The following is a 24,939-nucleotide window of genomic DNA, read 5'->3' as shown; positions in this document are numbered from 1 at the left end:
TTGCGAGGCCTATTCTCAGATACGGCCGATAGCAATCATGCGGAGACTTTTATGAAGACGGTCGATCTAGAGCAGGAAACTAATCCATGGGAGGCGCAAGCTGCGCGCTTTGACCTCGCCGCCCAAAAACTCAATTTGGACGAAGGCCTCTGGAAAGTCCTCCGCAGTCCCAGCCGCGAGATTATTGTTCACATCCCCGTCATGATGGATGACGGCCACCTGGAAGTGTTCACCGGATTTCGTGTACAGCATTCCATTGCTCGTGGCCCGGCGAAAGGCGGCTTGCGCTATGCGCCCGATGTAAATCTCGACGAAGTGCGCGCTCTGGCCAGTTGGATGACCTGGAAATGCGCGGTAGTCAACATCCCATTCGGTGGCGCCAAGGGTGGAATCATATGCGATCCGCACAAGATGTCGATGGGCGAACTGGAACGCATGACGCGCCGCTACACTGCCGAACTCTTTGAGTTCATCGGCCCCGAAAAAGATGTGCCCGCGCCTGATGTCAACACCAACGAACAAACCATGGCGTGGATCATGGACACCTACTCCATGCACATGCGGCAGACCGTCACCGCCGTGGTCACCGGCAAACCGATCAACATCGGCGGATCCCGCGGCCGCCGTGAAGCTACTGGACGCGGCGTGCTAATCGTCTGCGAGCAAGCGATCAAAAAGCTTGGATTGAATCGGGCTACGACTCGCGTCATCGTGCAGGGATTCGGCAATGTGGGCTCGAACGCCGCGCGCCTGATGTCCGAAGCTGGGTACAAAGTGATCGGCATCGTGGAAGTCGGCGGTGGTCTTTACAACAAGAATGGCATCGACGTGGAAGCCCTCTGGGAGTTCCGTCAGCGCAATGGCTCGATTCACGGATTCCCGGGTGCGGACAAGCACGATCCCGCGGAACTGATGCTGACGGAATGCGACATCCTGATTCCGGCCGCGACCGAAAATCAGATCACCAGCCAGAATGCTGATCGCGTGAAATGCAAGATTCTTGCGGAGGGCGCGAATGGTCCGACGACGGCCGCCGCGGACGATATCCTCTCCGAGAAAAAAGTCTTCGTCATTCCAGATATTCTGGCGAACGCAGGCGGCGTCACAACGTCTTACTTCGAGTGGGTGCAGGACCGCCAGGGTTACTTCTGGAAAGAAGCGGTGGTCAACGAGCATCTGGAAGACATCATGATCACGGCCTTTGACGACGTCGTGCGCTACGCCGAAACCCACGGCGTGAACAATCGCATTGCAGCTTACATGCTGGCAATTGATCGCGTGGCTTACACCATTCGGCAACGCGGGATATACGCCTAGTTATCCAATTTACGCATTACACCCAACGGACTCGCTCGCGGGTCCGTTTCTTTGTTGACCACAGGGCCGCGCGGTGGCATGATTTTGTGCGCAATTCAGTCTAAGACCGCTTGTTTGCCAACAAGACGGTAGTTTCCGCTCTACACCTAAGGGGCTTCGGCCTCTCACTGCGAGGAAATGATGAACAGGTTCAAAATGATGCTGTGGGCGCTGAGTTTCTGTCTCGCGTTCACAATCGCTGGTTCGCCGGCTTTCGCCAAGACGCAAGCTGATTCCAGCGACGCAGCTGATACCACTAAGAAGAAGTCGAAAAAGAAATCGAAGAAGGCGAAAGCCGCTGCCGACGATCAGGCTGCGGGCGACAAGACTGCCGCCAGCACCATGCCCAGCAAGAAGAAATCGTCGAAGAAAGCCAAAAAAGACGACACGGCTGCCGCGACTTCGGATGCAGCGGCGCCTGAGTCGGGGAAGAAATCGCGTAAGAGCAAGAAAAAGTCCGAGACCGCTTCGGAAGCCCCAGCGGCGGATACATCCGCTGCCACTGATGCCGGAAGCAAGAAACGTAGCCACAAGAAAAAGACTGCCGACGCCGCGGATGCAACTTCTGCGAGCGCGGCTCCCGCAGCGGAGGCTCCCAAGAAGAGCCGCAAGAAGAAATCAGATGATTCCGCGATGGCGCCTGCTGCCAGTGCACCGGCGCCGACTGCAGTTGCTCCAGCACCGGCCGCTCCGGCGAAGTCCAGTTCCAGCGGCATGGCTCCAGCTGCGGACAGCCCAGCGGCTCCCAAGAAAACAAAAGCAGCGGCGACTCCCGCAGCTTCCACCCCGGAAATCGCAGCGGCGCAATCCTCTGGCAAAGTCTGGGTCAACCTCGACAGCGGCGTTTACCACAAGGGTGGACGCTGGTATGGCAAGACCAAGAGCGGCAAATTCATGACCGAGTCTGAAGCCAAGGCGGCAGGCTACAAAGAATCCCAGAAAGATTAAGGAGACAACAAATGCGTAAGAATCTGATTGCAAGAATCCTGGTAGCGATCTTCGCGCTCGCGATGATGAGTGGCATGGCGTTCGCCCAGGCCAAGGAGACCAAGGCACCAAAAGCAGCCAAGGCAGCAGCTCCAATGGCCGATTTGCTCGATATCAACTCCGCCACGAAAGAGCAACTCGACGCCCTGCCTGGAATCGGCGAAAAGTTCTCGCAGAAGATCATTGACGGACGGCCCTACGCGAAGAAAACGGATCTGACCAGAAAGAAAGTGATCCCTGCGGCCACCTACGCGAAGATCAAGAACCTGATCATCGCAAAACAGAAATAACCGCATTTACCGCCGAGAAGCGTAGTCCGCGGAGAACCAAAAAATCTCCTCGCACTCTGCGTCTCGGCGGTACGTGTTTTATGCTTTCATCTTTAAGGAGATCATTATGGGCTTACTCGACAATCTCGAAAACCAGGCGCTCAGCAGCTTGCTGGGGGGCGGAAGTGGTGGTTCTAATCCACTGGCCGCAAGCATCCTCCAAATGATTCAGAATCAGCCGGGCGGCCTCTCCGGCATGGTGCAATCGTTTCATGACAAGGGACTGGGAGGCTTAGTGTCTCAATGGGTCGGCACAGGCCCGAATCCGCCAGCTTCCGGTGATCAGATTAACCACGCATTGGGCTCCGACAAGGTGAAGGAACTGGCTGCAGCGGCCGGAATCTCTCCGGACATGGCGAGTTCTGCCATCGGACAGCTCTTGCCCGGCATTATCGACAAGCTGACTCCCAATGGACAGGTGCCCGAGCACAACAGCGTCATGGACATTGCTTCCGGCCTGCTCAAGAGTCTGACGCAGGCGAAAGCGTCGTAGGACGCTTCGATTCCTAACCGCTGAGTCAACAAGTTGTGGCACAGATTGCAGGACGAGTCGGTGTTGCCGTTGATTTTGGGTGGCGCAGCGGTTTACCGCTGCGGTAACCCGCCTTGTTATGAGAAAGGCTTTAGCCGCCGAGGCCGAGTTCCTGGCAATGCCAAGCAGCTCTTTCCGCAGCCTGGCAAAACGCTTGCGTCTTCGCACTTCGGGGCATCGCGGAAGCGATGTCCTGAGACGAATCGATTGATCCTCAAATTGAGGTACCACGCTTCCGTCCGTTGCCTTCCCTCGCCGGGTGGTGGATAATCAGCATGGCCGCCCTGCGGGCGCATCAGTTGCCATCGCGTGAATCTCCCCAACTACATCACGCTCACTCGGATCGCCAGCGTCCCACTACTCATCTGGATCCTCATCAGCCCGCGTTTCTCCAGCGTGCATGGGGAAAAAGAGTTGCTCGCTTCTACCGTTTTCATCCTGGCGTCGATCACGGACGGTATCGATGGCTATCTGGCCCGCAAACGTGGGCAGATCACGACCATGGGGATGCTGCTCGATCCGCTGGCCGATAAGCTGCTGATTGCGGCTGCGTTCATCACACTGGTGCAGTTCAACCCGGCGATGGTGCCCGCGTGGATGGCGGTCGTCGTCATTGCGAGAGAATTTCTGGTCAGCGGGTTGCGTTCGATTGCCGCGTCAGAAGGCTTTACGATTGAGGCCAGCGAACTTGGCAAGTTCAAGATGCTGGTGCAGATCATCTCCGTGGTGGCGGTGATTCTCGCGCATCGCTGGCACGAGTGGCATTTGTTCAGCTTCTACATTCTTCCCGTGTATTGGATTGCCCTGCTCGCGATCTGGTTCATGGTCCTGCTTTCCCTGGTCTCGGCGATCGATTACTTCATTGCCTTCTGGTCCAGGATCGACCGCAAGTCGGAGCAGCGCCGCCGGAGGAGCTTCGTCCTGTCGCGGCGGAGGAAGCGCGATGTCCAAGCTGTCTGATCTCAGCGAAAACCGCACTACTACTCCCGCCGTATACTCTCCCGACGATCGCCAGACCCTGTTACACATCGCGCATGAGTCCATCGTGTCAGCTTTTGGCGACCGCGCTTTGCCGAAGACACCTTCCTCTTCGTGCCTATCTGAGCTGCGTGGCGTATTTACGACGCTCTATCTCCACGGCCATCTTCGCGGATGTGTTGGATACGCTTTACCCGTGACTCCCTTGTATCTGGCGGTGGCGGAAACGGCGCGGGCTGCTGCCTTCGATGATTCGCGATTCCAGCCTGTGACCCTTCCCGAAGGTTCCCTATTGGAAGTTTCGTTGAGTGTGCTTTCGCCGCTCTTTCCGATTCAGCCTGAAGAAGTAGAGGTGGGCCGGCACGGACTGGTGATCACGCTTGGACATCGCCGAGGACTTCTCCTGCCACAGGTTCCTGGTGAATATGGATGGGACCGCGAGACCTTCCTGCAACAGACTTGCCGCAAAGCTGGGCTCGCTACCGATGCGTGGCGACAGGGAGCTTCTCTTGAAGCCTTCACTGCGGAAGTGTTTGGCGATCGCAATATTTGATTTAAGCCTGCGGGCAGTTCGAGCCGTAGCCTTCCCACGTCCAGCTCTTCAGGTCAACCCCAAATGCTGCACCCGCATCTCACTGCCTGGAACGGCGGAGTGCACTGAAGTAATTTGGCGCTTCTCGTGCAGGCAAGTAGGCTGAGTGGAATGTTCGCCCGGGAGGGCTCTATGGAACTTGCTGCGTTGATCGTCATGCTGCTGTTGGTTGGATCGATGATACCGGGCGATTCTCGAATCATGTACTACCGCTAAGCTGGCAGATACTTGCCGCGTTCCCCCGACGTTCTCCTCGCACCCTCGTTTGTCCTTCGCATTTCGCTTTCGCCCAAAAATAGAAAACGGGGAAGATTTCTCTTCCCCGCTCATGCAAGAAGTTTCGGTTGCTTGCTTACTGTTGCTCGTCGAGTTCGACAGCATCGCCCGGATGAATGTCTTCCAACGAGAAGACAACCATGCCAGTCGCGGTCGTCGGTGAAACGGTAAGGATCACCAATTCTCCGACAGCGCGCCGCGGAAGGTCTGCGACGTGAATGTTCGGACCCTGTGTGCGAGTGAAGCGCTTGGCCTCGAAGGTGGGCAAACGCATCTGGGTGTCTTCCGAGGTCGATGCCTTGAAAGACAGTGAATCCACCGGATCTTTCAGGTCGAGGTTATAAGGGCGCACCGCTCGGAAGTAGTCACCGACCTTCGCTCCCTGGTTGGATCCAAAATTCATGTACACCTTGGATCCGGTACCGATCGTCCCGTCGAAGTCTTTCCCTAGCAGGATGCGGCCCGTGAGTTTTCCATTCGGAGTCGAGAAGCGGTCGAGATGAATGGGCGGATGGAAAGCAATCGGAGTCTTTTCGACGAAAGGAACGGCTACGTCGCCAGGGTTGATCGGATCGCAGCTGAAGACCACTTCCGCGACCGCGCTGCGACTGCGCGCATCGAGCACGCGCACGCGTCCCACTTCGCTATACGGGTGGCCGCTGCTGCGGACCAGCTTGCGCTGTCCTTCAAAGAATTCGTACTCGTTGACGTCGCGCAGTTCGCGAACAATGGTAAATTCCTGTCCCGTTTGATAGCCAGTCCCAGAAAGGTAGACCATTTCGCCGTTGGTGAATTTGGTCGTATTGGGTGTTTGCAGGCCGCCGTTTACATACTTCGCGTCCGGAACACGTTCCTTGCTGATGAAGCCGGCACAATACAAGTCCGCTGCGGTGGGCGTCTGATAGCGCGCAACTGGCACGTTGCCGGTGGTGGCGATCACGCCAGCGGGATCGGACGGACCAGCCTGCTGAGCCGCTGCCGCGGTTACCAGCAGTAGCACTAACAATCCTGTTTTCTTCATGTTACCTCCGGTTCGATAGCGCCGTAATTCGTGGCAGCCTCGACCTATCTCTCTCTGAGAAAAGGGGTTACAGCCGGAAGGTAACAAGCGCCGGGGGTCGGGTCAAGGTTACGAGGGTGTCAGGCGCCCTGCTCCCAAAGTGTTTCCGGGAGCTCATTATCAATCCCTTGTTGCATCTACGCTGACGCCCCTGTAATATCGCGCCGTTCTATAACAATGGCCTTGGCTCTTTCACACAGTATCGCTTCCCGTCTTTTGCCGCTCCGCTTGCCCAAAGTCTGTCTGGCGCTGGCAAGCGATAGCGCCGAGGACCTGGTCAATTCCGCGGAAGCGATGGCGCGCGATAACCCCTTTCTAGAATTCCGTTTAGACTATCTGAAGCAGCCGGCCTCGGCGCTTCTCAAGATCAAACGCTTTCTGGATACCCACCAATATGTGACCGCGATCGCCACCTGCCGGCGTTCGGAAAATGGCGGCAACTTCAAGGGATCACTGGCAGCCCAACTCGAAATTCTCACCAAAGCGGTCTCCGCTGGATGCCAATTCGTGGATCTCGAACTGGAGAGCGGAATTCGATGTAAGCCAGACGTGGTTGCGCGTCTCCGCACGCACGCGGGGCTGATCCTCTCCTTTCATGATTTTCGCGCTACCAAGGGGTTGGAAAAGACACTGGAGAAAATGCTCGCCGTCCCGGCCGATTATTACAAGATCGTCACTACGGCGACTACCCTTTCCGACAACGTCGCGATGATGAAGTTCCTGCAGACGCAGAGCGACAAACACGCCCTCGTCGGCCTGTGCATGGGCGAGCAAGGCATCATCAGCCGCGTGCTGGGCGTGCGCGCGGGCAGCATGTTTACATTTGCGGCCGTCAGCGCGGACCAGCGCACTGCGCCCGGACAAATCAGCGCGCAGCAGTTGCGCAACATTTATCGCATCGAACAGGTCGACGTCGCGACCCGCGTATACGGCGTGGCCGGAGATCCTGTGGGACATTCCCTCTCGCCCGTGATCATGAACACAGCCCTGCGGCGGGAGAACGTCAACGCTGTTTATCTCGCCTTGCACGCCAAGACACTCAAGGATCTGCTGCACTGCGTGCGCGAGATTCCGCTCCATGGTCTCAGCATTACGATGCCGTACAAGCAGGCCATTGTGGAACATCTCGACAACACAGACGCGCATACCAGCAAGATTGGCGCCTGCAACACGGTCGTCCGCGGACAGGATGGCAAGCTCTACGGCTTCAACACCGACACAGCTGGGGTGGTTCGACCTCTGGAGCAACGGATGACCATCGACGGCGCCAAAGTCCTGGTCCTGGGCGCTGGCGGAGCCGCCAGGGCCGCTGTGTTCGGACTCAAAGAGCGCGGTGCCGATGTCTGGATCATGAACCGGACTGCCGCAACCGCTCAGAAACTAGCCAGGCAGGCAAAGGCGCATACGATCAAAAGACCTGACCTCCGCAAGATGGCTTTCGACGTCATCATCAATGCAACGCCGGTGGGCATGACTGGCTCAGAAAGCCCTTTGAAAGAGAGTGAGATGCAGGCGAAAGTCGTGTTCGACATGGTCTACGACCCGGTCGAGACCCCGTTCCTGAAGATCGCTCGCGCAAAGGGACTCTCGGTCATACCCGGCGTCGAAATGTTCGTCCATCAAGCCGCCCGCCAGTTTGAAATCTGGACCGGTAAGCCCGCACCCGCCGATGATATGTTGCGCGCTGTAACCATTGCTCTTCAGGATCGCGCAGCGGCGCGAAAAAGCAGCACTTAACCCCAAACCAGCGGCCCATTCGCCGCGAGCGAGCGTCGGCTGAATGCTGATTGCTGTCACTTTGAGACGGCCAAAATGCATTTTCTCGATGCAATTTTTGCAACAAAGGTTGCAAAATCCACAGGCCTCGAATAAACTCAATCAATGGACGTTGCATGTAACGTTCATCTCGTCGCAACAATCACTTACTTCCAGGTAGGAAACGCACAGCCCTAAGTTCAAAAATCTAAAGGGGTGCAAGAAACCCCCGGTGCAATTCGGAGAGAATGCATGGCGTGGTACGCGTACTGCCTCACAGAACACCCGACCCTAGCCAATGGTGTTCGAGCCCGTCGTCCTTACGTGATTGAAGGAATCCAGGGAGTTAGTGGTGCCCCGGTCATGAGTTACCCGAGCGGCGAATTCGCGGTCATCGTCAGCGAATTCGATCGCACAGCGAACAAGCTGGAAGAAAAATCTGTGTTGGAACACGCTCGCGTGGTCAGCATGGCTTTCCGCACGGCCGTCGTATTGCCATTCCGTTTTGGGACGATCTTCGACACCGAAGATGCCATCCGTCAGGCTGTTCGTTCGAATCGCCGCACGTTCTGCGAGAGTGTCGCACGCCTGCGTGGCAAGTCAGAAATGCGGATCAAACTCGTAGTCCGCGACGGCACGTTTAAGGGCGCCATGGAAGAGATTGTCCTGCCGGACACCGTGGGCCGTGAATACCTCGCCAAGTTACGCGAGAAGGCCTCGCGTGATCGCGAGCGCCAGACCAAGGCTCGTGCGATCTCGGTGCAGGTGCACAAGCTTTTCAACCCGCTTGAGGAAGAAGTCAGCTGTAAAAAGGTCAACGCCGAAGGAATGCTCCTCGACATTGCCCACCTGATCGACACCAAGCACATTGAGAAGTACCAGAACCGCTATAGCGCCGCCGCCAAGCAGCTTAAGAACTGCGAACTGGTGGTGACCGGTCCCTGGCCGCCGTACCACTTCCTGCCAGAAAAACTGCGGACCGTCGCCGGCAACAGCTAGCCCTTTACTTGGTTTAGAAGGCCCCTTGCGAGGGGCCTTTTTGTTCCCCTATCGAATGTGCTGGAAGCGGCGGACGGCGACAGCTGTCCCCCAGCGCTGAGTGCCGCAAAGTGCGGCTTGCGCTCCTAGCTTGTCGTATTGATTTGCGACAAACCACTCGCGATGCGTTTCGCTGTCGCGTGGAAATGGGCCAGAAAATCCTTTAAATACCCAGGTTGAAAGGCTTTTCGATTCCAGGCCATTTCGTAACGGATCCGCATCGCGCCACTCGAGTTCTGGAGGACGCGCGCGCTCCGGTTCGTCGTCGAGACCTTGGACTTCGGCACTATGGCGGACGCGACGCCCAGCCCAGCCCAGTCCTCAAGCACCTTATAACTGAGTGCCTGGCCCGGGTATTCCCGCATTTTCAGCCGGTGCTGCCGGAAACTCCGCCGGATCGAATCAGCCAATCCGCAGCCTGCGGACAAGGCGAATGTTTCCGAGGCAATCTGCTCCAACTGAACGGGCCCCAATCCATGCTGGTCATTTGGTGATGGATTGCCCGGCAAATAGAAAAGTTCTTCGTCATAGAACGCGTGGCGTCCTATTCGTTTGTCCGCCGCTCCACAAGGCCGAAACGCAAGATCGAGCGTACCTTCCAGCAATCGCTGTTGCAGGTCGTTCAGATAGCACTCCTTGAAGATGATGTCGACATCAGAGTGGCGACGCTTGAACGGCTCGACGGCCGCGGCCACGATTCGCGAGTCGATGAGCGGAGTGAGACCGACTCGAATAATTTTGTAGGCAGGATTGAGACATTCCTGCGCACCCTTGCTGAGTTCGCCGGCCGCACTGAGCACACTGGCGATCAAAGGCAGGATGTGGTTGCCGAACGAGGTAATCCCAACCTTGCGAGTGGTTCGCGAAAAGATGCGCCCGCCGAGCCGGTCTTCCAGTTGTGAAATCGCGGTGGAGAGACTGGACTGCGTAACATGACACTTCTCCGCCGCGCGGCTGAACGAAGCCAACTCCGCGACACTTTGCGCGAATTGAAGGTGGGTCAGGTTCATATTATTTATCGTATCAGACTATGAAATATATTTATTAATAGACTTTGTCACTTCATATAGGGTCGGGCACACTATGCAGGTATCCAAAAGGAGATTCAAATGAAAATGCTGCATGCTTTCACTACCACTGTGTTTCTCGTCTTAGTTGGTGTTATCGCCCACCCGTCTCTTCTGCCGGCGAGCCCGCAGCCTGCCGCCGCCATGCCCGCTGCGCACGCGCTGGACGACGCCGAGATTTTCGCGATTTTCGATGAAGTAAACGCGGCAGACATCTGGGCCGCCCGACTCGGAGCCAAGAAAGGCCACTCTGCTGAGGTCCGCGAACTAGCGCGGTCGGTTGTGAGTGATCACGAACAAGCCCAGCAGATGATGCGCGACCTGGCTCGTAAGCTTGGGGTCACACCGATCCCTCCGGACAATGACAACACCGCGCAAGATCACGCCCAGACCATCGCACTGTTGCAAGAAAAGTCTGGCGCCGATTTTGACCGTGCCTACCTGCAGCACGAGGTTGAATTCCATAGCGCTGCGGTCAAGGCCGTGAAAGAAACCCTGCTGCCAGCAATTCGTAATCAGGAGTTTCGAACCCTGGTTCAAGGCGTTCTTCCCGGTTTTGAACACCATCTCGCCGAAACGACTGAGACAGCCCGCAAACTTGGGTACAAGTGACCTCGCACAGTTCTATGAAAACAAAGGTCGAAATGGGATTTCCAATGCGAATTATTCAGGGGCCGCGAAAGTGACTGAGGGCCAAGGGCTGCAGCCAATGTGCAGGATTGTGCATTCGGGGCGCACCCAGGAATACCGCTTCCACGTCCGCAAGCAACTAAGGTATTCGCCCTAAGCGATTGATTTTGTGCAAGTTATTGCGACTGACGGGAAGACTCGGTCGGTGTTTACCATTTTGGTTCCGCAAGTGCACATTCACAAATAACCGAAGAGGCCGCAACCGTTATGAGCCACGTCACTTTCTTCAACGTTCTCGACATCTCTCGTTGCCGCTGCAGCAGGTCCCCCAAGCGGCGCCAATCCAGTCACCTCTGACTTCCTGCCAACTTTGCCTCTTTGAAAAGGGTGGCCCCAAAAGGGGCCGCTTTTTTTTGAGGTCACGTCGACATGTGACATCAATCACAGTTTGCCGTGGTTGCGGTGGCTTATAAAGACTGGTCATACCCACCTCCGATTCATTTAATCGTAAAAAAAATCCCCGAGGAGGCCTCTGTGCGTTTGCGAGTACCTGTGCAGCGATTGATGTTCGCTTTGTTGATTACGGTTTGTTCGAGTGCTCAGAGCCTTCCCGTCGCTACTCGTCAGGTGAGTCTTGGCGAGCGCATCGCCTGTCAAAGCGCCATTGAACAGGTGTATTGGCAGCACCGCGTGGCGCCGGGAGTCGCGGGACCGACGCTCTCATTTGCGGAGGCCGTTCCGCGAGAAGTGATCGACCGTAAGGCGGAAGATGCCGTGCTGGAATCAATGGCACTGCAGCGATTTTGGAATGTGACGGTCGGCGGTGAGCAACTGCAGGCGGAATTGAATCGCATGGCAGCCCATACCAAATCGCCCGACATACTGGCGGAACTGTTTGCCGCTGTCGGCAACGATCCGCTGCAGGCGGCGGAGTGTCTGGCGCGGCCGGCGCTCACCGAGCGTTTGATTCAAAGCTATTACGGCAGCGACGCGCGTTTCCACGGCGATTTGAAATCCCGTGCGCTATCTGAACTCGCGTCGGGCGCCGCGCACACAGGGAGTGGACACTATACGGAGATGGAGTGGCATCGAGGCCGGGATCTGAACGCCAAGCGTGGCGCAATCGGCATGGAGCCGGCGACATTCGACGAACGCGTAAGAGAGTTGAAACAAGCTGTGGGCGGGACCACCGGCAGTGTCACTCCGGGCCGATTCAGTACTCTTCGGGAAGATTCGCATCGCTTCTATGCGATTTCCGTGCTGAGCATCGATGAGACAAGCCTCCGCGTTGCTACCGTCGAGTGGGCCAAGGTTCCATTTGAAACGTGGTGGATGCAGACGCGACAAGAGCTACCACTACAACTTGCCGGCGACAACTACAGCTATGCAATGCCGGTCGTAGCGCCAAACGGAAACTGCCGCGACGACAGTTGGAAACCGACCCTGCAGTTGGTGGATGCCCGGTACTGGCATACCGCGGTCTGGACAGGAAGCGAGATGATCGTGTGGGGCGGCATGGCAGTGGTCGGTGTGAATTACAACGACGGCACGCGCTACAACCCCGCCACCGACACCTATGCGCCGGTTGCGATGTTGGGGGCTCCCTCCGCTCGCGCGGCTCACAGCGCGGTCTGGAGTGGAAAAGAGATGGTGATTTTTGGAGGGACGGGCGACCGCACGGGAGGGAGATATGATCCCGTGACCGATACTTGGACTGCAACGCGCCAACTCGGAGCGCCGATCGGCCAACAGTATGGCTCCGTGGTCTGGACGGGGAAGGAAATGATTGTGTGGGGCGGGATCATCGACGTTCCCGTCCATACCGGCGGCCGCTACAATCCGACAACCAACAAATGGAAGGCAATGGCGCCAGCGCCACTAGCCGGACGCGCGTATATGCCGGCGGTATGGACGGGCACCGAGATGATTGTGTGGTCTGGCTACGACGTCACGATGGGCCAGATGTACCAGGACGGTGCTCGCTACAACCCGACCACCAATACGTGGAAACAGACAAACCCAGCGGGCGCTCCCAATGCGCGCTATTGGCATTCGGCGGTCTGGACGGGAACGGAAATGATCGTATGGGGCGGCACGGTTGATACCACTGGCGGCCGCTACAATCCACTCACTGACACGTGGCGCCCAACCAGTCTGGCCAATGCGCCGTCGCTGCGCTGGACTCACTCGGCCGTGTGGACGGGATCGGTCATGGTCATCCAGGGCGGGGCCGGGAGCGACCCGGTGGGAGGAATTTACGATCCGGTAACGAATCAGTGGACACGCACGAGCGCCATCAACGCCATCGCCAATGGCGAAGGAGCATCGGCGGTTTGGACGAACAAAGAAATGATCGTCTGGGGTGGGCTCGACCAGAATTTTTCCTTTCACAACGACGGCGGCCGCTACAACCCAAGCACCAACTCCTGGTTACGCACCGCGACTATGAATGTGCCCCACGCGCGCGGCCTGCACTCGGGGGAATGGACGGGTAGCGAGATGGTCATTTGGGGGAGCTTTTACGCGGTAGGCGGACGCTACGATCCCGCCACTGACAACTGGAAGACGACCAGCACGGTGGGAGCGCCGCCAGTTCGTGAGAACGCCACCAGTGTCTGGACCGGGACAGAAGTGATCTTCTGGGGCGGCGAGCCCGACGGAAACCCATTTACGGCGGGCTCCGGGGGCCGCTACAACCCGGTGACGGATTCCTGGAAGCTGGTCAAGAAAACAAACGCGCCGTTCACCACCTACGGGCACACGGCGGTCTGGACCGGCACGGAAATGATCGTGTACGGCGGAATCAGTTCGAGCCTCAACGCCAAGCGGTACAAACCCTCAACGGATACCTGGGCGAACGCGACCATGGTCAACGATCCCGGTCATCGCGATCATCACGCCGCCGTCTGGACAGGAAAGGAAATGGTTGTTTGGGGTGGTTCCATTGACTCGGGATTCGTTGGTCCGGAGGGAGGACGCTACAACCCCACCACCGATACCTGGACTTCGATGAGTGCGAGCGGCATCGACGCTCCTCGCATGTGGCCGGTGGGAATATGGACCGGTACCGAAGCAATTTTTTGGGGAGGCCATGACCAGCTCTTTGGTCGTGACTACAACGATGGCGGACGTTACAACCCGCAAACTAATTCGTGGACGTTGACCAATCTCGCCAATGCTCCAACTCCGCGCGTGGCACAAGGAGTGTGGACGGGCAAGGAGATGATTGTGTGGGGCGGCGCCAACAATCCCAGTGGCGGACGCTACACTCCGGCCTCAGACTCCTGGCAAAGCACCACGCTGTTGAACGCTCCCGCAGTGCGCTACGGTGGACGATGGTCCACGGTGTGGACTGGCAACCAGATGATCATTTGGGGAGGCATTGAGGAAACGCAGCAGGGCAGCCTCTACTGCGCGTCCGGCCAGCCGAATATCGCGCCTCTCGGAGTGGACGATGCTTACGTCGTAAAGTCGGCCAAGAAAGTTGTATTCGGCACGGCGAGGGGAGTGTTGACCAACGACACGGACAGCAACGGGGACCCATTGACGGCTAAGATCGTTAGCAAGGCCACCCATGGAACATTGACGTTCAACGCCAACGGGTCATTCATCTATAAGTCGGCCAAAGGATACGTAGGCACCGACAGCTTCATGTATCAGGCCAATGATGGATTAGCCAACAGCAACGTGGCCACAGTGAATGTGACGGTGCAGTAACAGAACTCGGTGCCGGGGCCCGTGTAACGACGGTACCCGGCACCAGGCTTTTCTTGTGGGCCGCAGTCCTGTACACTCGCCCCTTCTGATGAAATCCGCAAGCGCTGTTGCCGTGCTCTCCCTTTTGCTGTCAGTCTTTCTGACCGTACCGCAAGCCCAAGCCAAGCCACCTGCGACCCCCCAGACAGACGTTCTACTGACCACGATGGAGCGGGAATTGCACCGCGGCCAGGCGGAACTAGCGAAGCAGGATCCGGCACCCTATTTCACGAGCTACGCGGTCGACGACGACGATTCGCTATTCGTGATCGCATCGCAAGGGGGATTGCTGAGTTCGAATCGCGCGCATCGGCGCACCGCCGACGTCAGCATGCGCATCGGTTCGCCGGCTCTCGACAACACACATGACGAAGAACGCCGCTCGGGCCTCAACTTTGGGCAACTGCCGTTGAAGGACGATCCCGACGCCATCGCTCGCGTTCTGTGGAAGCTGACGTACCAGCAGTATCGCCAGGCTCAGCAGGCCTTCACCAACGTGAAGACCAAGAGCGCGGTGCGTGCCAAGGACGATGACGACTCCGCTGATTTCTCCGAGGAAAAATCCTCCACGTATTCGCAAGACACCTCTTCCGCCGCGCTGCCGCAGCAGAAGGTTTGGGAAGACCTCGCGCGCCGCTACTCAGGATATTTCCGTCCCTACCCCTACCTGCAGGAAACGGGCGCGATGATCATTGCTCAGAGAGCGCGCCACTACCTGGTCTCGACGGAGGGTACAAAAGTCGTCACCGAAGACACCATCTTTCGAGTCATGATCTCGGCGGAAACTCTTGCCGACGACGGCATGCAATTGATGCGCGTCGAGACTTTCCAATTTTCCGATCCCGCCAAAGCTCCCCCCGAAGCGGAAGTGGCGGCACGGGCGAAGAAGATGGCCGAGGATCTGCTTGCTCTGCGCAACGCGCCGCTTGCCGAACCGTACAACGGTCCCGCGATGTTGTCCGGGCGTGCCGCTGCCGTCTTTTTCCACGAAGTGCTGGGTCACCGCATCGAAGGGCAACGCCAGCGCGGGCGCGACGAAGGCCAGACCTTCGCGAAGAAAATTAACGAAAAGATTTTGCCGGAGTTCCTCAGCGTGGTCGACGATCCCACGCAGCGCATCCTCGGCAGCACCGAACTTTCCGGCTGGTATCGATACGACGACGAAGGCGTGCCGGCCGAGCGCGTAGAAGTGGTCAAGGACGGCATTCTGAAAAACTTTCTGATGGGACGCATGCCGGTAAAGAACTTCAGCCATTCGAACGGCCACGGCCGCTCTCAACCCGGACTCATGCCCGTCGGGCGCCAGGGCAATTTGATCGTGACCTCAAGCAAGACGATCCCCGACGCAGGCCTGCGCACGCGCTTCGTCGAAGAAATTAAGAAACAAAACAAACCCTACGGGCTTTACTTCGAAGACATTCAAGGCGGATTCACTCTGACCTCGCGCTCCCTGCCGCAATCGTTTCAGGTGTTACCAGTGATGGTGTGGCGCGTGTACGCGGACGGCCGCCCCGACGAACTGGTGCGCGGTGTCGACATCGTGGGAACACCCCTTACTGTTCTCACAGGCATCGTCGCGACTGGACAGACGAGCAGCGTCTTCAACGGCATCTGCGGCGCGGAATCCGGCAACATCCCCGTATCGGCAGCGGCTCCAGCCATGCTGTTTTCTGAGATCGAAGTACAGAAGAGGAAATACGGCGACACGCGGCCTCCCATCCTGCCGCCTCCTCCCGGTGCGAGTTCCGGCAAGGGCGGTGCGCAATGACCACAATAAAGGCAACGATGACGATTCGAAAAATCTTGCTGGCTGCAATCTCCACCGTTCTGCTGTTCTGTTTGTCTCCCGCCTCGCGTGCGGCCGATTCCGCGGCCGACGATGTCCTGTTGCGCGCGCTTCGCGAGGAGATGGAGCGCTCGAAAGACAAGCTCAAGATGGATGGCTTGTCCGCACCGTACTACATCGAATATCGCGTCAGCGCCTTCGACCAGTTCGAAGCGGGCGCCACCTTCGGTGCCGTACGCACGCAGCAACGCATGCAGGCACGCCTGCTCCGAGTCGTAGTCCGACTCGGAGATTACAAGCAAGACAGCTACTTCGGCACTGGCGAGGGAACGACCGACCTGGTGGCAACCGATGACGACATGTTTGCTCTTCGCGATCGCGTGTGGCTTGCCACCGATCGCGCATACAAAGCCGCCGGGGAAGCACTCTCCGCCAAGCAAGCGGCTCTCAAACAGTTCAAAGTGGACGAACCCGTCGATGACTTCGCCAAGGCCCCAGTTGTGGAAATCATTGAGCCTCTGGCCCGACTTTCCTCCGCTGACTTCACTCCCTGGCTCCACCTGATCGAAGAGGCATCCAGCCAGTTTCGTGCCGACACGAAACTCGAGTCGGCGGACTCCGGCATACGCTTCGTCGCGGAGAATCGCTATTTCCTCAATTCCGAAGGGAGCGTTGCGCGCACCGGCATTACCCGTTACCAGATTCATGTCGAAGGATCGACGCAGGCCCCGGACGGGATGCTGCTGCAGCGCTCCTACGGCGACATCAAGCGCGAGCTGAGCGAATTACCGGCGCGTGACACGTTCTTGAGCACGACTACCAAACTGTTCGAAACTCTCAAGCAATTACGCGACGCTCCGATCGTCGACGAAGATTATCGCGGCCCCGTGCTACTCGCCAACGATGCAGCCGACACAGTGTTCGCAGAGCTGGTCGAGCCTAACTTGCTGGGGAAGAAACCCCCTCTCGGACAGAACGCGCGCACCACGGGAAGGTGGTCCTCCAGTCTGAACAGCCGTGTCCTTCCTGAGTTCATCACCGTGTTCGACGATCCGACCATTTCGTCGATTTCTGGTCATCCGTTGCTTGGAAATTATGTCGTGGACGACGAAGGAGTAAAAGGGCAGCGCGTTTCCCTCATCGAAAAAGGGCAGCTCGTCTCTTACCTGGTTGGACGGCAACCGATTCGCGGATTTCCCACGTCGAATGGGCACGGACGATCCGGGCCGGGAGCTGCGCCTCTCCCCACGCCGGGCAATCTGATCATTCAATCGAGCGATCCGCAGGCTGACTCCGAACTCAAGAAGAAATTGATAGGCCTCTGCAAGCAGCGCGAGCTTCCCTACTGTTTGTATGTGGGAACGATGGGACCACGTCTGTCGCCGCGCCTCCTCTACAAAGTCTGGACCGCGGATGGACACGAAGAACTGGTACGCGGCGGAGTTTTTGGCGATCTCGATGTGCGGTCGCTGCGCAGTAATCTGGTCGCAGCCGGAACCGAGCCTGCGATTGAGGATCACGCCGATCTGGCGACGTTCAGTGTTGCCTGTCCGGCATTGCTGTTCGACGAACTGGAAGTGAAACGTTCGGAAGCAACCAAGCAGAAGCTGCCGGTCTATCCTCCGCCTCCGCTCACCCAAAATCGTGAATGATCCTGTATCCTCGGATGGATCTCGCACGCAGAAATTGAAGGGTAGAATCGAAAGCGCACTAACAAATCACAGAACCTGACATGAAAAAACTGACCCGAACCCTAGTCGTTTTTGGCTGTCTGACTGCTGCGGTCTGGCCGCAAGCCCGCGCAGCGAGCAACCTGGCCACTCCGGCCCCCTTACCCAAGGAATTGATCGAGCAGCTGCAGTCGATTCGCGATGCGGCTCTGTCAAGCGATTACGCGTGGCACCAGCTTGCTCATCTGACTGAGAATATCGGGCCGCGGCCATCGGGATCTCCGCAAGCCCAGGCGGCGTCGGAATACGTCGGTGCCGAACTGCGCAAACTCGGACTCGATGTTCACCTTGAGGAAGCACGCGTTTCTCACTGGGTACGCGGCGAAGAAAAAGCTGAACTCGTCGAATTTCCCGATCAGCCGCAGAAGGTGACACAGAAGATTATTCTGACCGCGCTCAGCGGAGGCACGGCCACACCCTCCGAAGGCATCACGAACGACGTGATCGTCGTGCATAGTTTTGATGAACTCAAGGATCTGGGCCGTGACAAAGTTGCCGGCAAGATCGTGCTGTTCAACGTTCGTTTCGACACTCGCAAAGCGCAGGCCGGCCTTGCCTTTGACGCCTACGGAGAAGCGGTAATGTATCGCGCAAAAGGTGGACAGGCGGTGGCCGAAGCAGGCGGTGTCGCGGCTCTCGTGCGTTCAGTCGGCGGCGCGGAGTATCGCGTGCCGCACACTGGATTCAGCTTTCCCGCTCCCGTGCCAGCCGCGGCGGTCGTTGCCGAGGATGCCGACCTGATCGACCACCTTGCTTCGCAGGGACGCGTGCGCATGCATCTCACGCTGACTCCGCAACACCTGCCGGATACTACCGGCTACAACGTCGTCGCGGACATCAAGGGCAGCGAACATCCGGAACAGATCGTCGTCGTCTCCGGCCATCTTGATTCCTGGGATCTCGGACGCGGAGCCATCGACGATGGAGCCGGCGTTGTCATTTCTATGGCGACAGCAGAAATTCTTCAACGCCTGCACATCCGCCCGCGGCGCACACTTCGCGTGATCGCCTGGATGGATGAAGAAAACGGAGGCGGCGGTCACGAAGCGTACGGAAAATCGCACGCCGCTGAAATGGTGAATCACATCGCAGCCATTGAAAGCGATGCGGGCGCCGGACATCCGCTTGGATTCTCCGCGAAGCTCTCGCCCGCGGCAATTGCCGCTCTGCGTCCAGTCATGAGCGTTCTGCTTCCGGTTGGTTCCACCGCGCTGCGAGCTACCAGCGTCAGCCCCGGATCGGATATCGAACCCCTGGTCGACGCGGGAGTGCCTGGCCTTGGCATCATTCAGGATGGCCGGAAATATTTCGACTACCACCACACTCCGGCTGACACGCTCGACAAAGTCGATCCCCAGGAACTGCGCGAAAACGCCGCAGCCATGGCTGTCATGGGATATGCAATCGCCGCCATGCCTGATCCTTTGCCCAGATAGGTCAAGCGCAAAGCAAGGGCAGACGCAAAACAAGGTCAGAGGTATGAGGTGAGATTGAAGAGGGGAACACCTCGCGTGGAAACGGCCACTTGGGGTTGTACGTTTTGTGACCTCTACAATCTAACCTCAGACCTCTAACCTCCCCTGGCTCCAGTTGACGCACCTGCGCACCGCGCATACCATATTTGTTTGGCTTCATGAGAACTACGGGCTCTGAGAGTGGGCATCATGGATAAGAAGAAGTTGGAGTACTTCAGAAAGAAGCTGGAAACGCGGCAGGGGGAACTACGTCACATGGTGACCCGCAACCAGCAGGATGGCCGCAGCGCGGACGACGAGGCCACCCAGGATGTCGCCGATCGCGCCGCCAGTTCCTATAACAAAGAGTTCCTCTTCAGCCAGAGTAATAACGATCGACAGCTGCTCCTGATGGTTGACGGAGCTCTGGGCCGCCTCCGCGAAGGTACGTTCGGAGAGTGCGTTTCCTGCGGCAAGGAAATCAACGCCAAGCGCCTGGAAGCTGTGCCATGGACACGCCACTGCATCGAGTGCCAGGAAAAAGCGGAGCAGGGACTGCTCGAAACCGCCCTCTAGCTCGGCATTCGGTAGGATCTCAAACCTTCTATTTTTTCTTGGCGGAAACTTTTCCCTTCACCCAGGGTTAGACTCTCTAAAGCCGAATGAAGCAATTCCCTCAGGAGCCAGCCCTCATGTCGAAATTTGCCATGCTCATCGTTGCCAGTCTGCTCGCAAGTTTGAGCGCATTCTCGCAAGACGCGCCCCAGCCTGCAGTCACAACTCATCCGAAGCACAATCGCATGCAAGGCAATCGGTCGGAACAGAAGCTGAAGCGTCTGACAAAAAGACTCGGTCTGAGCGACGAGCAAAAGGAAAAGCTTCGCCCCATTCTGCAGGACGAAGAAAAACAAATGTCCAGCCTGGACAGTGACACGACCTTGACTGCGCAGCAGAAGCATCACAAGATGCGGGAAATCCGCAGGGCCTCGAAGTCGCAAATGGATGAGATCCTGACGCCGGAACAGAAAGAAAAAATGCCGAAGATGCGCGCCGGAGCCGGCGAGCATCACCATCGCAAGTCCGGCGCCGCACCTGCGACCGCCGACCCTACGACGACTCCCCAGTAAGTCCACCGCTAACGAACGGTGCTGCGCTGGCCGTTCGCGCCGAGCCGTGAGCACTCGTGTTGCAAAGCGCAACGCCAGAATTTCTGAACGTTTCTCGCACATAGTTTCGGAATCTTGACACCATCGCATTGTTCCGACGCCGAAGGATCACTCTCCTCCGCATCGCACCTCACAGACAACGAACAACTTCCGGCGATACCGTCCTCTTGGTCGGTCACGTGCATCTCTACGGACTGACGCTCACTTTACAAAGTCGGAATCTCACGCCGGAGCAGCGTCTATGCAACCTGCCCCGGGAACCATCAGCACACCAGGTATTGAGAGGACCCTAGTTATGAATCGCAGTCGCATTCCAGCAATCGTGCTCGCTAGTCTTATTGCAATTGCCGTGCCCGTCGCCGCGTTCGCGCAGGGTTCGGGATCATGGGCCTACACCGGTCCCGTCGCCAGGGCGGCCACCAGCGCCAGCTCTACGCTCATGCAAAACGGCAAGGTACTCGTTGCCGGAGGAAACGTCGGAGGAATTGGCGCAGTCTTCAAATGGGCGCAAGTTTACGACCCCAACACCAATACCTGGACCGCCACACCGAACATGAAGGCGGCAAGAAACTGGAGCACCGGCACTCTGCTACCCAGCGGCAAGGTACTGCTCATCGGCGGCAGCAACGGACAACTGAATGGAAACTATCTCGGCATTCTGAAGACTGCTGAACTCTACGACCCTGCCTCCGGAACGTTCACACTGGCAGCCGGCAAAATGAAAACCGCGCGCGCCAGCCATACCGCTACGCTGTTACCGAATGGGAAGGTGCTGGTCGCAGGCGGCATGAATGTTTACGTTCCGCGGATTCGCTGGGGATCGTGCACCAATACCGCGGAAATGTATGACCCCGCTTCCGACTCGTGGTCGTCTGCCGGAGTCATGAGTGCCGTCCATTGCGGCCACACTGCGACCCTGCTACAGAACGGCAAGGTATTAGTTGTCGGCGGCACAATTGCGGAATTGTACGATCCCACAACCAACAACTGGACTTCCGCCGGCACCATGAACGCCTCCCACAGCGGCTCAGCAGTGTTGCTTCCGAACGGAAAAGTCCTATTGGCAGGAGCAACTGTCCTTGCTGAACTCTACGATCCGGTCTCGGGTACCTTTACGGTCACGGGAAGCCCCGCGAATCTCTATGGCTCCAATACCGCACTGCTACTCGCGAACGGGAAAGTCCTCATGGCAGGCGGTCCGACTGGACAATGCGAACTTTATGAACCAACGTCGGGCACGTGGTCGCCGACTGGAAATCTGAATTCGCTTCGCTTCGGATTCGGAATGAGCTTGTTATCCGACGGCCGTGTGTTGGTCACCGACGGCAGCAACGGTTATCAGATCATGAGCGCCGAAATCTACACGCCATAGTTCACGCCAATCGTCACTCTCCTCCCCGGTGCCGCAAAACTTAAGTGGCACCGGATTTTTTTGGGCCTGGCCCGCCTAACTCCTCACCGGGTAGTGAATCATTTTGAGTCCACTTGCAGAAACATCACCACGAAGGCCACGAAGGTTCGCTTTGACGCTCCCAAAACGGCCCTGCTAAACTAAAGGATTGTCACGCGAATCTTGAGCGAAGAAGGAACCCTGTGCGCGCAGAAACCCGGCACCAAATGAAGGAAGACCGCTTCAGCAAAGCAACTCTCCACGCGGCCGAACAGACCGTCCACTGGACGGTCGAGCACCAGTCTAAACTCGTGATTGCAGGCATTGTGTTGGCCGTGGCCGCTCTGATCGGCTTTGGCGGCTGGTACTACATGAATGGGCAGGACGAGAAGGCAAGCCTGGAGTTTGGCAGCGCCAACCGCGTGCTCGAACAGCCCGTACGTCCGGCGGGAGTACCGGCACAGCCCGGCTATCCCAGTTTCGCCTCTTCGCAGGAACGTGCCACCGAAGCTCGTAAGCAGTTTCAAGCCGTCGTCGACAAGTATCCCCGGACTCGTACCGCCGATATGGCTCGCTATTTCGTGGGCCTGACCGCGGCGCAACTTGGAGACAACGCGGCTGCCGAGCACAATCTTCAGGAAGTTGCGAACTCGTCCAACAAAGATTTGGGATCCCTCGCAAAACTGGCCCTGGCTTCCGTGTATCGAGCGGAGAATAAGGATTCGCAAGCCAGCGATTCTTACAAACAGCTGATCGACAAGCCGACCACCTCGGTGAACAAGGTCACAGCGCAGCTGGAGTTGGCAAGCTTTTATGAAGTCCGGCAGAAGCCGGACGAGGCGAAACGCGTCTACGATCAAATCCAGAAGGAAAATCCTTCAACGGACGCTGCTTCAATAGCTCAACAACGCGCGGCAAAACTAAAATAGACTCCCGGCGCGCATCACGTAGCGCTGACAATTTGTTTCAGGCAAGCAATCAAGCGCTCCGCATCCTGCGGAGTGTTGTAGACGTGCGGAGTCACCCGCACCGAACTTCCACGTACGCTGACAAATACTTTCTGCCGCGCCAGGATTTCGGGTAATCCCGCAGGAATTCCGGCTTTCCGGCGCAGGCACAAATAATGCGGAGCACGCAGGTTTTCCGGCGGGGACGAAAATCCAATTTCAGCCGCTTCGGCCGCCAACTGCCGATTGAGTGCACCGGACGTCTCCGAGATTTCTGTCACCTTCCATTGCAGCAGTTGCTTCATTGCTTGCGTGGCAGCGGGTAGCAGCCCGAAATTCGAGCGCTCTCCCATGTCGAAGCGCCGTGCACCGAGGTCGTAGTCGTTCGTGTACTGAATCAGACTGGCAAAATCGTGCGCATTCGCCCGCACAATCCAATTCTCTTCGAGCGAACGTCCGCCGTGCCACTTGGGCGCGACATAGAGCACTCCGGTCGTGTACGGCCCCAGCAGCCATTTGTAGTTGGCCGCGACCATGAAATCAGGCTGCACGTCGCGCACGCTGAAAGGAAGTGCACCCAATGATTGTGTAACGTCTAGCGCGAGCGCAGCGCCAATTTTTCTGCAAGCTTCGCCGATTCGCACCAAATCCAATTTCCCACCGCTTGTCCAATGGACATTCGGCAGCGCCGCAATCGCCACATCCTCCGTCAAGGAACGAAGAACAGCTGCCGTCCAGTCCTCGTCTTCGGGCCACGGCACAACCTTGAGTGAAGCACCCTTGTCATCCGCCATTCTTTGCCACGGATAGTAATTCGAGGGAAATTGCTCATCGAGGACGAGAATTGTTTGCCCTTTGCGGATTGGCAAATTGAGCGCTGCCGTCGCGACACCGTAACTTGCCGACGAGACAATGGCCACGCAATCCGGAGATGCATCGATGAACTGCGCCGCAGTGCTGCGAAATTCGTCGGCTCCTGTGAAGAACTTCTGCGGAGTAATCTCCCAAGGACGCGCTTTGCGAGCCAAACCCTCGTGCCCCGCATCGACTGCCGACCGCATCAGCGGCGACATATAGGCACAGTTCAAATACGTGACGTCTTCCGGAATATCAAAAAGATGGCGCTGGGATGCAAGCATGAATGAACGGTTGTCGTCGACGTTACCAGGGATTTCAGGCGAATCGGTATCACTTTTTCGGTGGTACGGGTCTGGCCTGAGAGGTTCGTTGGTTCACAATATCATGAATGGCGTCGACGACCAGTTGCGGCTGATCATTCTGAATGTAGTGACGCGAGTTCGGCGCAAGCACGTGTTTACCGTCATGAATTTTCGCCAGCAGTTCCTTGTGCAGTTCCAGCTTGAGATCCTGCTCGAGCGGGTTTCCAGGGAATTCAGGATTTTTTTTCGTGCCGGTCAGCAAAATCACGGGTACGTCCGGTAACGGAATGACTTGCTCTTCTGCATGATTATTTCTTGTGAGCGCGTTCATCTCCGCCTGGACCGCGGGAGGCATTTTGGGCATGGCTTCGTCCAGCGCTTTTTGACGGGCAGCCCAGTCTTCAGAATTCATGTGGGCATGCAGGCGATCGAGCAATTGTCCGCCTTCTGGATCCACAAGTACCAGCCCCGCAATTTCTTTTGGATACGCATGCGCGAAAACCTGAACCAACATTCCTCCGAGGGAATGACCAACCAGAATGTAAGGAGGAGGAATGTTGGCCTTTTGCAGAAGGGAGTGCAGATCTGCGGCCATCCCCGACAACGTGGTGGGTTGCACGGGCTGATCTGACTCTCCGATTCCGGCGCGGTCATAAGTGACGGCGCGCGCGAAACTCGCAACTTGAGGCGTCACGTTGTCCCATGTAGACACATCCTCGCCAAGGCCCGACTCAAATACGACGGTTGCCGCACCGGTGCCAGACTCAACGATGTGCAGCCGGCGGCCGCCCATGTCGATCATTTTCCCCGGCTGTGCTTGTGCAATGCAGAATGGCGTCGCCAATCCAAGAAGGATGATTGGGATGATCAGCCGCGTCCTTGGTAAATTACTAGAGATCATTCGGGTTCCTTTCCAGATGGTTGGTACGCAGCTACGCTCGAATAGTTCG

Annotated in this window: 21 protein-coding genes; 17 read left to right on the top strand and 4 right to left on the bottom strand. The window is 57.5% G+C overall.

Annotated elements, in window-relative coordinates:
• Positions 1-51 precede the first annotated feature (51 nt).
• The 6 genes from HY010_22325 (at position 52) to amrA (ending at position 4,735) form a co-directional block, all read left to right on the top strand.
• Positions 52-1,317 carry a Glu/Leu/Phe/Val dehydrogenase gene (locus HY010_22325; GenBank protein MBI3478474.1) on the top strand — a complete coding sequence of 422 codons (1,266 nt, stop codon included), beginning with the start codon at positions 52-54 and terminating at the stop codon, positions 1,315-1,317.
• 180 nt (positions 1,318-1,497) lie between these two features.
• The gene (locus tag HY010_22320) at positions 1,498-2,304 is read left to right on the top strand and encodes a hypothetical protein (GenBank protein MBI3478473.1); all 807 of its coding nucleotides are present in this window, start codon (positions 1,498-1,500) and stop codon (positions 2,302-2,304) included.
• Between the two features lie 11 nt (positions 2,305-2,315).
• A complete protein-coding gene (locus HY010_22315; protein MBI3478472.1) occupies positions 2,316-2,633 on the top strand; it encodes a helix-hairpin-helix domain-containing protein in 318 nt (105 codons plus the stop codon).
• 106 nt (positions 2,634-2,739) lie between these two features.
• Positions 2,740-3,165 (top strand): DUF937 domain-containing protein, encoded by a 426-nt coding sequence (locus HY010_22310; protein ID MBI3478471.1) that lies wholly within the window; start codon positions 2,740-2,742, stop codon positions 3,163-3,165.
• Positions 3,166-3,513: 348 nt separating this feature from the next.
• On the top strand, positions 3,514-4,164 hold the full coding sequence (gene pgsA / locus HY010_22305) for a CDP-diacylglycerol--glycerol-3-phosphate 3-phosphatidyltransferase (protein MBI3478470.1): 651 nt from the start codon (positions 3,514-3,516) through the stop codon (positions 4,162-4,164).
• Positions 4,148-4,735, top strand: coding sequence for an AmmeMemoRadiSam system protein A (gene amrA, locus HY010_22300; protein ID MBI3478469.1), 588 nt, complete (start codon positions 4,148-4,150; stop codon positions 4,733-4,735). The genes pgsA and amrA overlap by 17 nt, the downstream gene beginning before the upstream one ends.
• A gap of 391 nt (positions 4,736-5,126) precedes the next feature.
• On the opposite strand, the gene HY010_22295 is transcribed toward amrA, so the two are convergent.
• Complete coding sequence (locus HY010_22295; protein ID MBI3478468.1) at positions 5,127-6,071, bottom strand: hypothetical protein; 945 nt, start codon at positions 6,069-6,071, stop codon at positions 5,127-5,129.
• Positions 6,072-6,287: 216 nt separating this feature from the next.
• On the opposite strand from HY010_22295, the gene aroE reads away from it, so the two are divergent.
• Both aroE and HY010_22285 read left to right on the top strand, forming a co-directional pair.
• Complete coding sequence (gene aroE / locus HY010_22290) at positions 6,288-7,847, top strand: shikimate dehydrogenase (GenBank protein MBI3478467.1); 1,560 nt, start codon at positions 6,288-6,290, stop codon at positions 7,845-7,847.
• A 270-nt stretch (positions 7,848-8,117) separates the two neighbouring features.
• A complete protein-coding gene (locus tag HY010_22285; GenBank protein ID MBI3478466.1) occupies positions 8,118-8,864 on the top strand; it encodes a GvpL/GvpF family gas vesicle protein in 747 nt (248 codons plus the stop codon).
• 125 nt (positions 8,865-8,989) lie between these two features.
• Here the strand turns inward: HY010_22285 and HY010_22280 are convergent, their stop codons facing one another.
• The gene (locus HY010_22280) at positions 8,990-9,913 is read right to left on the bottom strand and encodes a LysR family transcriptional regulator (GenBank protein MBI3478465.1); all 924 of its coding nucleotides are present in this window, start codon (positions 9,911-9,913) and stop codon (positions 8,990-8,992) included.
• 99 nt (positions 9,914-10,012) lie between these two features.
• Here HY010_22280 and HY010_22275 point away from each other — a divergent pair, with 99 nt between their 5' ends.
• The 9 genes from HY010_22275 to HY010_22235 all read left to right on the top strand — a co-directional run bounded on the left by HY010_22275 (position 10,013) and on the right by HY010_22235 (position 22,811).
• On the top strand, positions 10,013-10,582 hold the full coding sequence (locus HY010_22275) for a DUF4142 domain-containing protein (GenBank protein MBI3478464.1): 570 nt from the start codon (positions 10,013-10,015) through the stop codon (positions 10,580-10,582).
• 552 nt (positions 10,583-11,134) lie between these two features.
• Positions 11,135-14,317, top strand: a complete 3,183-nt coding sequence (locus tag HY010_22270; protein ID MBI3478463.1) for a cadherin-like domain-containing protein — start codon at positions 11,135-11,137, stop codon at positions 14,315-14,317.
• An 88-nt stretch (positions 14,318-14,405) separates the two neighbouring features.
• Positions 14,406-16,124 (top strand): peptidase U62, encoded by a 1,719-nt coding sequence (locus HY010_22265; GenBank protein ID MBI3478462.1) that lies wholly within the window; start codon positions 14,406-14,408, stop codon positions 16,122-16,124.
• Entirely contained in the window at positions 16,121-17,794 is a 1,674-nt protein-coding gene (locus tag HY010_22260; GenBank protein ID MBI3478461.1) for a peptidase U62, read from the top strand. The genes HY010_22265 and HY010_22260 overlap by 4 nt, the downstream gene beginning before the upstream one ends.
• Positions 17,795-17,874: 80 nt before the next feature.
• On the top strand, positions 17,875-19,308 hold the full coding sequence (locus tag HY010_22255) for a M20/M25/M40 family metallo-hydrolase (protein MBI3478460.1): 1,434 nt from the start codon (positions 17,875-17,877) through the stop codon (positions 19,306-19,308).
• A gap of 228 nt (positions 19,309-19,536) precedes the next feature.
• On the top strand, positions 19,537-19,902 hold the full coding sequence (locus tag HY010_22250; GenBank protein ID MBI3478459.1) for a TraR/DksA family transcriptional regulator: 366 nt from the start codon (positions 19,537-19,539) through the stop codon (positions 19,900-19,902).
• 116 nt (positions 19,903-20,018) lie between these two features.
• Positions 20,019-20,453, top strand: a complete 435-nt coding sequence (locus tag HY010_22245; GenBank protein ID MBI3478458.1) for a hypothetical protein — start codon at positions 20,019-20,021, stop codon at positions 20,451-20,453.
• Between the two features lie 334 nt (positions 20,454-20,787).
• Positions 20,788-21,864 carry a hypothetical protein gene (locus tag HY010_22240; GenBank protein ID MBI3478457.1) on the top strand — a complete coding sequence of 359 codons (1,077 nt, stop codon included), beginning with the start codon at positions 20,788-20,790 and terminating at the stop codon, positions 21,862-21,864.
• 221 nt (positions 21,865-22,085) lie between these two features.
• Positions 22,086-22,811, top strand: coding sequence for a tetratricopeptide repeat protein (locus HY010_22235; GenBank protein MBI3478456.1), 726 nt, complete (start codon positions 22,086-22,088; stop codon positions 22,809-22,811).
• Positions 22,812-22,825: 14 nt separating this feature from the next.
• Here the strand turns inward: HY010_22235 and HY010_22230 are convergent, their stop codons facing one another.
• A complete protein-coding gene (locus tag HY010_22230) occupies positions 22,826-23,968 on the bottom strand; it encodes an aminotransferase class V-fold PLP-dependent enzyme (protein ID MBI3478455.1) in 1,143 nt (380 codons plus the stop codon).
• A gap of 49 nt (positions 23,969-24,017) precedes the next feature.
• Positions 24,018-24,890: an alpha/beta hydrolase gene (locus HY010_22225; GenBank protein ID MBI3478454.1), complete on the bottom strand. Its 873-nt coding sequence runs from the start codon at positions 24,888-24,890 to the stop codon at positions 24,018-24,020.
• Positions 24,891-24,939: the final 49 nt, after the last annotated feature.

It is taken from the genome of Acidobacteriota bacterium, from assembly GCA_016196065.1.
In the GTDB taxonomy this organism is placed as follows: Bacteria; Acidobacteriota; Terriglobia; order Terriglobales; family Acidobacteriaceae; genus Acidiflorens.
This window is presented reverse-complemented; position numbering and strand designations above follow the sequence as displayed.

What these genes read in the sequence shown, in the direction of transcription:
- HY010_22325 (MBI3478474.1), top strand. Translation starts at nt 52, where the DNA reads ATGAAGACGGTCGATCTAGAGCAGGAAACTAATCCATGGGAGGCGCAA.
- HY010_22320 (MBI3478473.1), top strand. Translation starts at nt 1,498, where the DNA reads ATGAACAGGTTCAAAATGATGCTGTGGGCGCTGAGTTTCTGTCTCGCG.
- HY010_22315 (MBI3478472.1), top strand. Translation starts at nt 2,316, where the DNA reads ATGCGTAAGAATCTGATTGCAAGAATCCTGGTAGCGATCTTCGCGCTC.
- HY010_22310 (MBI3478471.1), top strand. Translation starts at nt 2,740, where the DNA reads ATGGGCTTACTCGACAATCTCGAAAACCAGGCGCTCAGCAGCTTGCTG.
- amrA (MBI3478469.1), top strand. Translation starts at nt 4,148, where the DNA reads ATGTCCAAGCTGTCTGATCTCAGCGAAAACCGCACTACTACTCCCGCC.
- HY010_22295 (MBI3478468.1), bottom strand. Translation starts at nt 6,071, where the DNA reads ATGAAGAAAACAGGATTGTTAGTGCTACTGCTGGTAACCGCGGCAGCG.
- aroE (MBI3478467.1), top strand. Translation starts at nt 6,288, where the DNA reads ATGGCCTTGGCTCTTTCACACAGTATCGCTTCCCGTCTTTTGCCGCTC.
- HY010_22285 (MBI3478466.1), top strand. Translation starts at nt 8,118, where the DNA reads ATGGCGTGGTACGCGTACTGCCTCACAGAACACCCGACCCTAGCCAAT.
- HY010_22280 (MBI3478465.1), bottom strand. Translation starts at nt 9,913, where the DNA reads ATGAACCTGACCCACCTTCAATTCGCGCAAAGTGTCGCGGAGTTGGCT.
- HY010_22275 (MBI3478464.1), top strand. Translation starts at nt 10,013, where the DNA reads ATGAAAATGCTGCATGCTTTCACTACCACTGTGTTTCTCGTCTTAGTT.
- HY010_22265 (MBI3478462.1), top strand. Translation starts at nt 14,406, where the DNA reads ATGAAATCCGCAAGCGCTGTTGCCGTGCTCTCCCTTTTGCTGTCAGTC.
- HY010_22260 (MBI3478461.1), top strand. Translation starts at nt 16,121, where the DNA reads ATGACCACAATAAAGGCAACGATGACGATTCGAAAAATCTTGCTGGCT.
- HY010_22255 (MBI3478460.1), top strand. Translation starts at nt 17,875, where the DNA reads ATGAAAAAACTGACCCGAACCCTAGTCGTTTTTGGCTGTCTGACTGCT.
- HY010_22250 (MBI3478459.1), top strand. Translation starts at nt 19,537, where the DNA reads ATGGATAAGAAGAAGTTGGAGTACTTCAGAAAGAAGCTGGAAACGCGG.
- HY010_22245 (MBI3478458.1), top strand. Translation starts at nt 20,019, where the DNA reads ATGTCGAAATTTGCCATGCTCATCGTTGCCAGTCTGCTCGCAAGTTTG.
- HY010_22240 (MBI3478457.1), top strand. Translation starts at nt 20,788, where the DNA reads ATGAATCGCAGTCGCATTCCAGCAATCGTGCTCGCTAGTCTTATTGCA.
- HY010_22230 (MBI3478455.1), bottom strand. Translation starts at nt 23,968, where the DNA reads ATGCTTGCATCCCAGCGCCATCTTTTTGATATTCCGGAAGACGTCACG.
- HY010_22225 (MBI3478454.1), bottom strand. Translation starts at nt 24,890, where the DNA reads ATGATCTCTAGTAATTTACCAAGGACGCGGCTGATCATCCCAATCATC.